The organism is Bradyrhizobium sp. ISRA442 (assembly GCF_038085055.1).
GTDB lineage: Bacteria > Pseudomonadota > Alphaproteobacteria > Rhizobiales > Xanthobacteraceae > Bradyrhizobium.
Window position 1 is genome coordinate 16,210 of the sequence record NZ_JALGCN010000009.1, and the last position, 12,646, is coordinate 28,855.

Here is a 12,646-nt window from a genome sequence, read left to right on the forward strand (position 1 = left end):
TGCGGGACCATATCATCCGCAATCCGCCGCCCGGTTTGCCAGCTTCGACACGTGGGCGTCGATGCAGGCGACGCGGCATCCGGCTGGCTGACTCCGGAGGCCTGACAGCCAAGCGGTATGACGCGATCGTCAGCCGCCAAATCGCTTGACCAGTTTTGAGCTCTTCGCTGTCTCAATTTGCTGCTTGGTCAAGTCGCTGCCGACGCTCAATCCTTTCGTCATGAGGTTGCCGCCCAATGCCGCCGCCTGCCTCTCGTTGGTGTAGTCTATCTCGACGTGATCAACACTCATGAGATGACCAAGCTCATGGGCCCAGGCGCGTCCATTGGCGAAGTCATTGCCATACCACTGGACAAAGCTGGCCGGCTCGGGATCGCTATGAAGGTATGAGCTCCCACCCGCGGAGAGATTTTCGATCGGATTGACCAGATAAATATGGACTGCATTATCCGGAGCATGGCGGAGGCTGAGAACATCCAGCATCCGCTGGTCATTGTTGCGGGCGCTCTTTGCCATATCGAGCGGCTTGTCTATCAGGCAATCATTGATCACGAACGCAATCTTGGCCTTCGACCAGATCGTATTGACGACATCGAGTGCTTTTTTGGCCGTGTCGCAACTCCATTTTCCAGACTCGGGAACGCCTCTCTCGGCAAATGGCGTGATGTAAATTTTCAACGGAATGGACATAAGGTTCTCCAAAGTTAGATTCGACTTCATCTCCCATGCATTGCGAGCAAATGATGTTGGACAACGACTTGTAGATCAAGCTGCGGTGAACTGCTTGCTTCGGCATGCCGCACTGACTCAGCATTCGACATGCGAGCTTGCGCGGACATGAATCTCGATCGCAGATTGGCTCGGCCCGATCACCGGCATGGGAACCCTCACGCACTGTCCTCTAAGGCGGCGGTTCCAGCCCATCACATGGCCCCGTCGACACATCGTTCGCTCGCTATGGGCGCGCCGTCCCCCAGCGGATCGATCAAGAGCGCAAACTATAGCTATATCAACATCTTGCGCCGCAACGATTGATCACCGAACGGGGGTACCGCCTAGTCGAGCCAGTTGACCTGCCACAATCTTCGGCGCGGCCTTGAACGCGTTCATTGCGCCAAACGACAACAAGGAGAGTGGACTGGGCTCGAGATTGTTACTGTACGGAGATTGGTAGTCGCCAGTAGCCTACGAATATTCAATTGAGAATTCTGCGCGGCCATTTTCGCGACACTACCATTCTTTGGGCAGATGCTGGATGTTTCGCCATGAGCTTCTATAGGCGTCTCCGATTTTGTCTTCTCCTTGCCGCTTCGCTATTCCTGGCCTCTCAGCCCGCCTGGGCGACAAAGCGCGTGGCTTTGGTGGTCGGCAATTCCAGCTATCAAAACGCCCCGCTGCTTCCGAACCCGGCCAACGACGCTGCAGCCATCGCCACAACGTTGAGAGGTGCAGGTTTTGATGTGGTTGACTCGAGGCTCAACCTTGCGGCGACCGACATGCGGCGGGCATTGAGAGAATTCGCCGATCAAGCGCGCGAGGCCGACATCGCCCTGGTGTACTATGCAGGTCACGGTATCGAGATCGATGGGACAAACTATCTGATCCCGACAGACGCCAAGCTTGAACGTGACACTGACATCTATGACGAGGCGTTCTCGCTTGACCGTGTCTTGCTGGCGATCGAGCCTGCGCGACAGTTGCGCGTTGTGATTGTCGACGCATGCCGCAACAATCCTTTTGCCGACACGATGAAACGAACGGTTGCCTCGAGGTCGATCAGCCGTGGGCTGGCCAGGGTCGAGCCCACCGTGTCCAACACGCTAATCGCGTTTGCGGCAAAGGCCGGATTAACGGCGCTTGACGGCAACAGTAAGAATAGTCCGTACGCCACGGCTCTCGTGAAGTATATCGCAAAGCCGGGACTCGACCTGCGCAGGGCTTTCGGCTTCGTCCGCGACGACGTCTTGCAAGCCACGGGCAACCGACAGGAGCCGTATGTCTACGGCTCGCTGGGCGGCGAGGACGTTGCGCTGGTTCCTGCTCCCATGGCAGAGGAACCGACGCAAGCGGCCAACCCCCAGTCGGAAATACGTCGCGATTACGAACTGGCCCTGCAGCTCCGCAATAAGGCCGCGCTGAGTGCGTTCCTGACCCAGCATCCGGACGGGTATTACGCAAGTCTGGCCAAGCTTCAGCTCAACCAACTCGATGCCGAGGACGCGCGCATCGCAGCGACAGAGAAGGCGCGGCAGGCCGAGCAGCAGCAAGCGCGGCTCAAGTCCGAAGGCGCCCAGCGTGCCGACCAGGAAAAGGCGGCTGCGAATCTGAAGGTGGCGGAAGAGGCCCGTATTGCTGCCGAGAGGACAAAGCAAGCGGCGCAGGAGCAGGCAGCCGAGGCCGAGCGAAAGCGGACCGCATCGGAAGCCGCGATAGTCGCCGCGCTCTCCGGGACTAAGCCGGCCGTTGAAAATAACGTCGCGGCTAGTTCCGAAGCTGCCGCGCCTGTTCAGGATGACCAGGGCGCCAAGCTTGCTGCGCTGAGCACGGGACCGCAACAGACTGATATCGCCAAGGCCGATATCGCGAAGTCCATCCAAAGCGAATTGAGCCGCGTTGGCTGTTTCAGCGGTGCCATCGACGGTCAATGGAATGCGGCTTCACAGCGCTCGCTGGCCCTCTTCAATCGGCACGCGGGAACCAAATTTGACGCCAAGCTTGCAAGTCTGGACGCGCTTGACGCGATCAAGCTCAAAGCGTCGCGGGTCTGTCCCCTGATCTGCGATCATGGTTACAGGGCTGACGGCGACCAGTGCAGCAGGATCACCTGTGCAGAGGGCTCGTTCCTCAACGACGACAATGAATGCGAGACGCGGCGCGGGAAGAAGCCCGTTGCAAAGCGCAATACCAACGAGCGTCCGTTTCGTGCAGACCGTTCGCCTCGCGAGAGGCCGAACCCGACTGCGGAGGTTCCGCGGCGACAGGCGACTGCGAAGTCCAGCGGCGGGAGCGGCCAGATCGTTTGTGATCAATATCTGTGCCGTCAGGTCAGGAGCGGCTGTCACCTTGAGTACCGTGGCGGTGGCGGTCCCGGCGGCAACACTGGCAATGTCGAGGTCTGTCACTAGCACGGCACAAAGCTGCCGCAGGCTCATCGGCAGCCATTGGGCCGCGCGGAATTGGTATCATGAGTGCAGCGAACGACCGAGCATAACGTCAGTTCGGCCGTATCCTGTACCTGACGTGGCGGAAGCGGAGCGACCTGCGTGGTGGCCTGTGAGCTGGAGCAGAAGGACCTCAACGCCTTTCCGGGTGTGACGCTCTTCACGAAGCGGCAAGCGCCCGGCATGAAGCCCACAGCGGTCTATCTTCCGCCGAAACACGTAACGGCCGCCACCAAGTTCGATGTCGTGATCTGGCTGCACGGCTTCTACGTCAGGGACCACGAATTCCTGTTCCACAATGATCCTGCACGGCTGCGCGAACAGGTCCGGGATTCCGGCAAGGACGTAGTGCTTATTGCGCCGTTCCTGGGCTACGAATATGCCGTCGGCCACAGCTTTGCCGGAAATTATAACGTGAAGGATTTGGCAGCCCCGAAATGGGGCGAACGCTACCTCGAGGAGATCCTTGGGGCTCTTGCAAAATTCCTGGGTGCTTCCTCGAATTCCATTCCTCAGCTCCAGGTCGGCAAGCTCGTCATCGCATGCCACTCCGGCGGCGGTAATGCCATGCGCAATCTTGTCGGGAGCCTCGGAAAGTATCAGTCGAACCTGACGGCATGTTGGGGATTTGACTGCCTCTACGGTGCCGGAGCACAACCCGACGATGCGACATTCTGGTATCAATGGCTGTCTGGGCAGAACGGCTGCGCGCTCGAGATCGTGTATGGTCCGTCAACTCTCCCGCAATCTGTGAAGCTGGATCTGATCGGACGTGGGCTGGCCACGATCGATGGCGATCGAGCTCAGCCACAGCGCCCTGCCCTCAAGAATCTCAGCGTAAGCCTGGGTCACTACGACTCGTTTCCGGCGTTCGGTCAGATGGTCAGGGTCAACGATCTGGATCCGGCCTTCGTGGATCGCTTCATGATTCCGCAGGTCGCCGACCAGCCCCGGCTGAACCATAAGCCGGCGCCACAGCACGGGGAATTCCTCCAGCACGCGATTTCCAACGTTCGCGACGCTTTCCCCTTTCCGAAGGACATTCACTACATGATCGCCCGGGGCGGCTTCTTCAGCCGGCTGAGCAAACTGTAGCCTTGCCACGCTCCGGCCTGGCAGATCCTTGGCTCACTTGATGGAATAAGATTTGATGTCGAACGACCAATTGTTCGACATCAGTTTTCCGCTGCTTTTGTCCGGCACGCGCAGCTCACTGGTCCAGGCAGAAAGATAGCTCAACGCCTCGGCCTGGCCTTGCAGCTTGCGGGGCAAGTCGGGCAAGTCGAGCAGTTGCACACGCCGCTCGCTCAGGATCGCAATCATCACCGCGGACCCGGTCGGCGGTGCGACGACATATTCAAATCCCCGCTGCCGTGCTGCCGGGGTCGGAACGACGAATTCGACGCCGGGCTTGACGAGATTGATGTCGCCGCCGCCCGACTGCGCCAACAGCTCGGGAGTCGGAAAGATCTGGGACATGCGCCCTTCGGCATCGACATCGACCAGAATGAGATATCCCGGCTTCCTGGCGGTCACGCCGAAAGACACCTTGCCGCCGACGCTGACGGTCTGACTCGGCAGGATCTCAAGAGACACACTTGCGGCATTGGTCTGCCCGCGCGCGGCCTGTACGGACCAGAGCCATGGTGCGTGCGCTGTACCGACATGCAGCGATGCCGGTGGCAGCGGTGCTGCAGACGCAGCCCCACTACCCAACAGCAGCAGGAATGCGAACCATGGTCGCTCCGTGCGGATCGGCTGCGATGACGGCATGGCCTGCTTCCCCCAAAAGTCAGGGAGCGCTAAAGAAGCCGATCGAGGCGATCCGCGCGTCCGCAGGCAAGTAACGCTCGAGGCTCTTGATCACCTGCCCCGAGGCACGGCGTCGATTGAGCTGCATCAGAACCGTCTCAAGATCAACCATGCGTTGCTGCGAGGTCACTGCAACGACCTGCTCCGCACCGAACGGCTCGCCCACCCTGAGCGGTAGCCGCAAGCTCGCCGACCGGGCCAGCGCCGCATCAGAACCCACCGGATACAGCACCTGGATAGTGCCATCGCCGGCGACATTGAATAGCAGCACCGCCCGTGATGCCACATCAGACAAGTCCACTTCGACGGTCTGGCCAGCGCGCTGTTGACGATCGTCTGGCCAAATACGCATGATCTGCGGCGACCGGGTCGCCATGCGCTTGAGCTCACGAATTGCTGCCGTCCGGTCAACCACAGTCGGCAAGCTGGCAACATCCACCCCATAGGCGACCACATCGCCCCACGCGATCACGTCGTGGGACACAGGGTCCCAGATCAGGTCGGGATTGTCCGTCGGTTGAACAGCCTGCACCGTGACATCCTTTGGCGCCACGCCCGCAAAATAGTTCGTTTTGCCGTCGAGCGCGGCCAGTCGGATCGGCGCCGCTGGGCGGAGAGACGTCGGCGCGACGCTGGTCGGAGCGGCATTGGTCGCAGCGGCAAGGGTCGGAACGGTTGACGCCTTGGCCGTGACAGCCGACGGCGCGGGCACCTGCCCCTCGACGGGCGCCGCTGCTCCGGTCTGACCAGACGCCGCTCTCGCGGCCGGCCCTTGGATCAGCACCACGCCGCGCGTCAGTTCGAACGCGATGTCGGTTTCAGGAATCTGAGCCGGCGATGATATCGTCACGACGTTCTGGCGCTGATCCGAGAGCTGATAGACCACCTGGCGAACATTGCTGAAGAGCTCCTTGAGCGTCACCTTCCCGTCGTGATTGATGTCCGCACTGCCTTCCACCGCCCGAGCGATCGCATAGCTGAGAGCCCCGCGCAGGCCATCGATTCCGGGAATCCGCACTTCGGGCGCCTTGGTGTAACGATCAACCGCAGCCAGGAACGCGGTGTGGTCGAAATCGAGCTCAGACTTCGGATCGTTGCTGTCCGATACCGGTTTCAGTTCATCGACCAGCAGCGTGTAGCGCGGCACCTGCCGGAAGCTCATCTCCTCGGCACGCGGATCGATGTCGCGCACCATTCCGCCGCCGTGGCAAGTGTCAGCCACGAAGATCACCTTCGCGCCGCGCAGTTCGAACTGCCGGATGAAATGGTTGAACTCGCTGCCCAGAATACGCTCGACCGACCCGGTCGGCGTGGTTTCGAAGCCCGGCAGGAGGAACACGTTCTCCATCCCATCCGGCTCGGAGCCCTTGACGCGCTCCGGCTCCTGGGTGCCATGACCGGCGATCGACAGAAAGATGAGGTCGTTGTTCTTTGTCCGCTCCACCAGGGCGCTGATCTCGCGCAGGACGCTTGCCCTGTCGGCTTGGGCGTTGGTCAGCTCGACGACGTCGCCGACACCCATGGACTTCAAGCTGGTCACGATGTCGGTGGCGTCGGCGACCGCGCCCTTCAACTTGCGCACGTGCTGGTAGTCGTCGACGCCTATCACGAGCGCACGTACGGCCGCCCCGTCCGGATTGCTGATCGACAGTCCTCCTGCCGCATGTGCGTACGGGACCGTCAGGCCAATCGACGCAGCGAGCCCGATAGTGGCGCACAGCCACCCGATCTTGCAATCAAGTCCTCTGGGCACCCGCATCGTGATCCACCTCGACTTCATGCCTACCCATTCTGTAGCGCCAAGGACACACGGGGTTCAGCGCCTCTTGCTTGCCGTCCTGCGGCCCGCCGGCGCTTCGGTCTCTTGATAGGCGCTCGCCGAAACTGTCGTCTGATCATCCGCGAAGGCGCGAAAGCGGACCGGAACGTAGCCACGCGCGAGCAGGCTCGCCAACGGATAGACGTTGCGGCAGACGCGGCCGTTGCAGCCACCGGTCGAGGATTCCATCACCTCCGCTTTGCGGTCAGGCGTGAACCGCAGGAACAACATCACATGCGAGCCCGGCTTGTTGAGCGCATCGCCGGGCTTCAGATCCCAGGGATTTGCCACGGGCGCTGCAATCGCGGGGATGGCAGCAGTCGTGTAGTGGACGGAAAGTCCCCACGCGGCGCTGACGAATGCCGAACAGTCGACACCCGCCACATCCGGCCGCGGTGCGTTGCGGGTGCAGACATTGCCAGCCAGCGTCCCACTCTCGATCCGCTGCCGGAAGTTCGCAAGGGAACCGTGACAGCCCCAGCAATAGGGTACGCCTCGCACCTCCTGGTTCACCTTGCCCTGGAGATACCACGGCCGGCGAATACGATTGAAGCCGCTGCATTGGCTGTCCGGATCGCTGCCGTAGTTCGCCTGCGTCAGCTTCCACTGGATACCCTCGAACGCAAATGCAGCCTCGATCGCCTGCTGGCGATTGGACGGCCGCACGGCCGCTGTCGCGTTGAATTTAACGTCAGGCTGCGGCGGTGGCGCGACCGCTGTTCGCGACGGCCGCACGTCGATAACCGAAACGTTGCCTAGAGACCGGAAGCCGACGCCGACCACTTCAATGCCGTCCGGCTTGGTCCGCAGGAAATAGACGTCGCCATCGCCGGAGACCGTAACGAACCGCCTGGTCAACGGGGTGTTTTCCAGCGGCAGCTCGTAGATTCCCTCAAGACGTCCGTTCGCGGCATAGCGCGCGACAAATGTGGACGCGTTCTTCCCCGATGGCGGAATGTCCTCGGCCAACACGTAGAAGCGGTCGCTGTTGTCAATCTCGAGAAACTCGACCGTCCCAAGCTGGTTGCGCACGCGTAAGCCGAGCTGGCCAATGGTCTCGTTGGTGACCATGGTCTGGATCTCGATCCGGACGGCGGCATTGCCCTTGTCTGGAATGATGTCGGCGATCACCGAGCCCTTGCTTCGGGAAGCAACATATTGCCGGTCGGGCTGCCGGGTCGTCCTGACGATGGCCGCCCGGGTGTTCTGATCAAGCAAGTCGATCGCGCTGCCGGGCGCCTGCGATCCCATCTGGGCGAAGGCCGAGACAGCGACCTGATCGTCCGCACCACGGCTCGAAACTTCCTCAAGCTGGATCACGTCGCCGCCGAGTCCGCGCGTCGACTGCCCTGGCGCCGCCTTCAGGGTACGCACGCCGCCGTCCCAAACCATGATGTCGTCGTTGTGGACGACGAGGTCGGTCGGCTGAACGTCCTTCGGCATCCTGAGCACGTCAGGATCAGAATTCGGCTGTTTGGGATTGAACTGCAGGATGCGGCCATTGACCTGATCGAGCAGAAACAGGTTGCCCTGCCCGTCGGCGCTGAGCGCTTGCGGACCTGCGAGCTCGACGTCCTCGCTGGCGGGGACGATGCCGACCATAGAAGCAGCCGAACCGCCGGCAAAGCTACGTACGACAGTATCGTCAGCCTGCGCTCTGGTTGCGAAAATGCCAGCGCCAAAGAAAATGCCAGCGCCAAAGGCGAATAACCGGATCCAATGAGTTGGACGAAGCATGTTCGCCTCAATGTACCCCGAACCGATCGCCGCGTCGGACCGACTAATCCGAGATGCCGTTAAATGCGGCGCGTCAATTAGTGGTGATCAATCTCAATCGCGTTCAATTCTATCACTGGACGGTGATAGTCCGAACTTCTTCCAGCTTGCGGTGCAAAATCATGGCCAGGAATAGATTTGAGCAGGTCAATGAAGTCCAGCCCGACGCGATCACGCTGGTCCTGAAACGCGACAATGACGGCGCCTCCGGATCGATCGTGCTGCCGGCCGCTGCGAGTGGGGGGCGGCTGACCACTGACCAGGTTAGCGCCCAATTGCCGGCCCAGGATGCTTTTCGCGGCGCGATCCGGCTAGCCAATGACGTCAAGCTCGCAATCGTGGTGTGCGATCCAGACGGTGTCTGGAAGTCCGAGTGGGGCGATCTTTACCAGGCGATCGACTGACCCATCGCCGGACGGAACCGGCATATGCTGCGACGCCGTATGGAGGCTAGCATGGTGAACGGACCGTCCACCCCGCCGTCATTCCGGAGCCGAGCCTTGATGGCCGCGCTGCTGGTTGCGACCGGCTGGCCCGCGCAGGCCAACGACTCGGCGGCCGAATTGTCGATCGGCGGGCTCCAGCTCGTTCGCACCAATGACGTGGCCATGGAAAGCGAGGACCTTCGTATCGCACTCGACAGGATCAGTGTTCGCTACCAATTCACCAACACCACCACCAAGCCGGTCACGCTTACCGTTGCCTTTCCACTGCCCGACATCGACCTGTCGGAGGCGGAGAGCATTGCGCTGCCGTCAAACGATCCGGTCAACTTCGTCGACTTCGAGACCAAGGTCGACGGCAGCCTGGCGCCGCTGACCATCGATCAGCGTGCGATGGTTGGCAACAAGGATGTCAGCGCCCTGCTCCGTGAGTTCAAGCTGCCGCTGCTGCCGATCGGCGGACGCGAAATCCGGGTGGCCGACCTGCCCGCGGCGACCCGAACCCGGCTCGTGGACGACGGGCTTCTGATGCCTGCCGGCATGAGCGACAACGGTCGCCAGCAATATGCCCCAGGCTGGATCACCAAGACGTCGGCTGTGCGCCAGCAGGTGTTTCCGCCCACGCGCACCGTCACCGTCGAACACCAGTATCGGCCGAGCGTCGGCTCCAGCCCTGACACCATCCTGCGCTCGAGCCTGCGCCGCAGCAGCGCTCTCAGTCAGGAAGTCGCGCGTTATCGGAAGGAGTACTGCGTCCAGGATGCGTTCCTCACCGAGCTCGACAAGCGCGCAGGCAACAGCCAGGCCAACACCGCGAAGCTGCAGGAGCGGCGGATATCATACGTGCTCAAGACCGGCGCGAACTGGGCTGGGCCGATCCGCTCGTTCAAGTTGACGATCGACCCAGGCGGCAGCGATCGGTTGGTGAGTTTCTGCTCGGGGCGGCTCAAGGCATCCGCCGCCGGAAGCATGCTTGAATATACCGCAAGCGACTTCAAGCCGGATGCCGACCTGAAGATCCTGGTGATCGGAAAATTCTGAGCGTGTCTATCAGTTCGTGAGCAGCACGTAGCGCGCGGCTGCGACGATTGTCACCTTGCTGCGCTGAGCCTCGCTCATCGCCTGCAGGAAGAACGTGTCGGCAGCCATCGGTCGCGGCTGGCGCAACGAATCCAGAACCTGCGGAGTTGCCACGACCAACAGCAGTTGCGGACCGCTCGCGCGCGCTGTCGGGAGCGTGAACGAAAGCGAGTCGATGCCCGGCTTAAGAAGATAAGACAGGCTCTGGACCTCGCCGCGATCCGACACCATGAGCAGTTCGACCACGCGGTTGGCGAAGTTCTCGATGGTGCCATTGAGGGCTTCGCCGGCTTTCAGCTCTGTCGCTGACAGGCTGATGCGCGGCGCCCGCGCCTGATCGCTCCCGACCTGACTCAAGAACTTGACGGCCGGACATTGCGCCTGAGTGACTTGCCGGACGCCGACCGATGCCTCGAAGCCCTGTTCGCGCCGGAACGCCTTGTCAAAGGTGTCGAACGGAGCGGTCGAGGCGCCGAAGCCTTCGATGACAGCGGCATTTTGGCTCACGGCAACCGGCAGGATGAAGAAGCAGTCACCGCCAGAATAATTTGCCACATATTTGCGGATGCGCTCGGCTCGCCCCGGCCCATCGAGTGCCGGAGACGGCGTCGCCGTCGGCTGCGCGGGCAGCTTCACCTGCTCCTGGCGTCCGGGCTGAGGTCCGGCGGGCTCGACCTTCGGCGGCGCGACCGTTCCGGCGAGTTTCGGAGGTGGCGGCAAGACCGCCACGCGGGGCGCTGACCAAACCAGCTTGTAGAAGGCATAACCACCGCCGCCGAGCAGGAGGAGCAGCGCTGCTGCACCCGCACCCAGCCAGAGGCTGCGCGGTCTCTGCGCGGTCGATGGCATCCTGTCCTGCAGCACCGGCGGCGCGCTTTCCGGCCGCCGCAGCGGATCGAAGCCACGCAACGGCGCGGCGGGTATCTGAGCCGAACCAACCGGCATCCAGTTAGCGACCTCCGCCATAGTCGGACGTAATGCCGGATCAGGCTGCAGCATCTGCTCCAGCAAAGGCCGGATGCGCATGTCCACCGCACCGAGATCGGGCACACGCCGGCGCTTCTCCACCAGTTGAAACTGGCTGCCGCCCATGTCGAGCTTCTGTCCAGTCAGCGCATGGAACAGCACCAGACCTAGGCTGTAGACATCGGACTTCGCGGTGACATCATTGCCGTACAGCCCTACCTGTTCCGGCGATGCGTAGTTATCCTTGCCCGCGAAGCCCGAACCGATGATGGTCTTGTCACCCATCTGGGTCGACCGGGCGATGCCAAAGTCTATGATCTTGGCCCGCCTGACATCGTCGAGCGGTACGATGATGTTGTCCGGCGAAACGTCGCGATGGATGATGCCGTGCTCGTGGGCGGCCTCCAATCCCGATGCGACGCGCTGCATCAGCTTGATCAGCGCCTCGAAGGTCAGCGGCCCCTCCTCGAGCATGTTCGAGAGCGAGCGGCCGTTCACAAACTCCATCGCGAGATAGGGGCGCTGCAGCACCGGCTCCACGGTGAACAGAAAGTAGCGAACGATCGCGTCGTGCGGAAGGTTGTGGAGCGCCGCGGCCTCCCGACGGAACAGCGCGAGCGCCGCCTCGTTTTCGACCATGTCGGGCAGCAGCATTTTCACCGCAACCGGCGATCCGGTCTGGATCTCGCGGCATTTGTAGACCTCACCCATGCCACCCGCGCCGATCACCGCTTCGATCTCGTAGATGCCGTTGAGCCGGGTGCCGGGCGGCACGCCGTGATAGGGGGATCGGAACGGATCGTTCGCAGTCATGGCTGCGGCTCCCAATCGAGCGGCGATCTTGTCGGCTCCCGGGATTGCGGCATCAGCAGCCGCACAACCACGATCGTCACGTTGTCGAGCCCACCGCGATCAAGAGCCAGAGCGAGCATCTCATCGCAGGCCGTTTGGGCACGCCGCGTGGCCGCGTGTTGAAGGATCTCGTCGTCTTGCAAGTGCTTGGTCAGGCCGTCGCTACAGATCACGAAGATGTCCTCCGGCTCGGCCGGCCCCGTCACCACCTCAAACTCCGGATCATCGGCGACGCCGACGGCCCGGGTAATGGCATTGCTAGGCCAATCCTTGACGTCTTCGCGCGACAGCGCTCCTTCGGCGATCAGCTCCTCCAGTTCGCTGTGATCATGAGACACCTGTTTGATGCCGCCGCGGTTGATCAGGTAGACCCGGCTGTCGCCCGCCCATATGCAGGCATAATAGCCGTCGCGCACGAGCAGAACCGCCGCTGTGGTACCGACGATGGCACCCTGGCGTTCATGACTCAGCGCCAATATCTGCTGGTTCGCGCTGAACAGCCGCTCCTCGCACTCCGCCAACAGGTCCGCGGCTGACTCCGGCATACCGATCGCATCGAGCGACTGCACCACGATGCGACTGGCGAGATCGCCGGCCTCATGACCACCCATACCGTCGGCGACGGCCCAAAGGCCGGCATCGGTTCGTACCAGACATGAATCCTCGTTCCGCGCCCGCACCCGTCCGGGATGGGTGACGCTACCGACATCGAACAAGGATGGGACGTGTACCATCGC

General features: G+C 61.9%; 10 protein-coding genes. 4 read left to right on the plus strand and 6 right to left on the minus strand.

Annotated elements, in window-relative coordinates:
- Positions 1-129: 129 nt before the first annotated feature.
- Complete coding sequence (locus MTR72_RS19880; RefSeq protein WP_280964694.1) at positions 130-690, minus strand: hypothetical protein; 561 nt, start codon at positions 688-690, stop codon at positions 130-132.
- A gap of 575 nt (positions 691-1,265) precedes the next feature.
- Between MTR72_RS19880 and MTR72_RS19885 the strand changes: the two genes are divergently transcribed.
- Complete coding sequence (locus MTR72_RS19885) at positions 1,266-3,125, plus strand: caspase family protein (protein WP_280964695.1); 1,860 nt, start codon at positions 1,266-1,268, stop codon at positions 3,123-3,125.
- 138 nt (positions 3,126-3,263) lie between these two features.
- Positions 3,264-4,256 carry a hypothetical protein gene (locus MTR72_RS19890; RefSeq protein WP_341510857.1) on the plus strand — a complete coding sequence of 331 codons (993 nt, stop codon included), beginning with the start codon at positions 3,264-3,266 and terminating at the stop codon, positions 4,254-4,256.
- A 33-nt stretch (positions 4,257-4,289) separates the two neighbouring features.
- On the opposite strand, the gene MTR72_RS19895 is transcribed toward MTR72_RS19890, so the two are convergent.
- The 3 genes from MTR72_RS19895 to MTR72_RS19905 are packed head-to-tail and all read right to left on the minus strand — an operon-like array spanning position 4,290 to position 8,529.
- A complete protein-coding gene (locus MTR72_RS19895) occupies positions 4,290-4,934 on the minus strand; it encodes a DUF4384 domain-containing protein (protein ID WP_280964697.1) in 645 nt (214 codons plus the stop codon).
- A 19-nt stretch (positions 4,935-4,953) separates the two neighbouring features.
- Positions 4,954-6,732 (minus strand): caspase family protein, encoded by a 1,779-nt coding sequence (locus MTR72_RS19900; RefSeq protein WP_341510858.1) that lies wholly within the window; start codon positions 6,730-6,732, stop codon positions 4,954-4,956.
- Positions 6,733-6,789: 57 nt separating this feature from the next.
- Positions 6,790-8,529 carry a hypothetical protein gene (locus tag MTR72_RS19905; protein WP_280964699.1) on the minus strand — a complete coding sequence of 580 codons (1,740 nt, stop codon included), beginning with the start codon at positions 8,527-8,529 and terminating at the stop codon, positions 6,790-6,792.
- A gap of 161 nt (positions 8,530-8,690) precedes the next feature.
- On the opposite strand from MTR72_RS19905, the gene MTR72_RS19910 reads away from it, so the two are divergent.
- Both MTR72_RS19910 and MTR72_RS19915 read left to right on the plus strand, forming a co-directional pair.
- A complete protein-coding gene (locus MTR72_RS19910) occupies positions 8,691-8,972 on the plus strand; it encodes a hypothetical protein (protein WP_341510859.1) in 282 nt (93 codons plus the stop codon).
- Positions 8,973-9,023: 51 nt separating this feature from the next.
- Positions 9,024-10,052 carry a DUF4424 domain-containing protein gene (locus tag MTR72_RS19915; protein WP_280964701.1) on the plus strand — a complete coding sequence of 343 codons (1,029 nt, stop codon included), beginning with the start codon at positions 9,024-9,026 and terminating at the stop codon, positions 10,050-10,052.
- Positions 10,053-10,061: 9 nt separating this feature from the next.
- Here MTR72_RS19915 and MTR72_RS19920 read toward each other — a convergent pair whose 3' ends face one another.
- Together MTR72_RS19920 and MTR72_RS19925 are read right to left on the minus strand one after the other, a co-directional pair.
- Entirely contained in the window at positions 10,062-11,870 is a 1,809-nt protein-coding gene (locus tag MTR72_RS19920) for a serine/threonine-protein kinase (protein ID WP_280964702.1), read from the minus strand.
- Positions 11,867-12,643, minus strand: coding sequence for a PP2C family protein-serine/threonine phosphatase (locus tag MTR72_RS19925; RefSeq protein WP_341510860.1), 777 nt, complete (start codon positions 12,641-12,643; stop codon positions 11,867-11,869). Before MTR72_RS19925 ends, MTR72_RS19920 begins: the two co-directional genes overlap by 4 nt.
- Positions 12,644-12,646 lie beyond the last annotated feature (3 nt).

Excerpts from the sequence above, each read along its gene's own strand:
- MTR72_RS19905 (WP_280964699.1), bottom strand. The coding sequence starts at position 8,529 with ATGCTTCGTCCAACTCATTGGATCCGGTTATTCGCCTTTGGCGCTGGC.
- MTR72_RS19885 (WP_280964695.1), top strand. The coding sequence starts at position 1,266 with ATGAGCTTCTATAGGCGTCTCCGATTTTGTCTTCTCCTTGCCGCTTCG.
- MTR72_RS19900 (WP_341510858.1), bottom strand. The coding sequence starts at position 6,732 with ATGCGGGTGCCCAGAGGACTTGATTGCAAGATCGGGTGGCTGTGCGCC.
- MTR72_RS19895 (WP_280964697.1), bottom strand. The coding sequence starts at position 4,934 with ATGCCGTCATCGCAGCCGATCCGCACGGAGCGACCATGGTTCGCATTC.
- MTR72_RS19925 (WP_341510860.1), bottom strand. The coding sequence starts at position 12,643 with ATGGTACACGTCCCATCCTTGTTCGATGTCGGTAGCGTCACCCATCCC.
- MTR72_RS19910 (WP_341510859.1), top strand. The coding sequence starts at position 8,691 with ATGGCCAGGAATAGATTTGAGCAGGTCAATGAAGTCCAGCCCGACGCG.
- MTR72_RS19880 (WP_280964694.1), bottom strand. The coding sequence starts at position 690 with ATGTCCATTCCGTTGAAAATTTACATCACGCCATTTGCCGAGAGAGGC.
- MTR72_RS19920 (WP_280964702.1), bottom strand. The coding sequence starts at position 11,870 with ATGACTGCGAACGATCCGTTCCGATCCCCCTATCACGGCGTGCCGCCC.
- MTR72_RS19915 (WP_280964701.1), top strand. The coding sequence starts at position 9,024 with ATGGTGAACGGACCGTCCACCCCGCCGTCATTCCGGAGCCGAGCCTTG.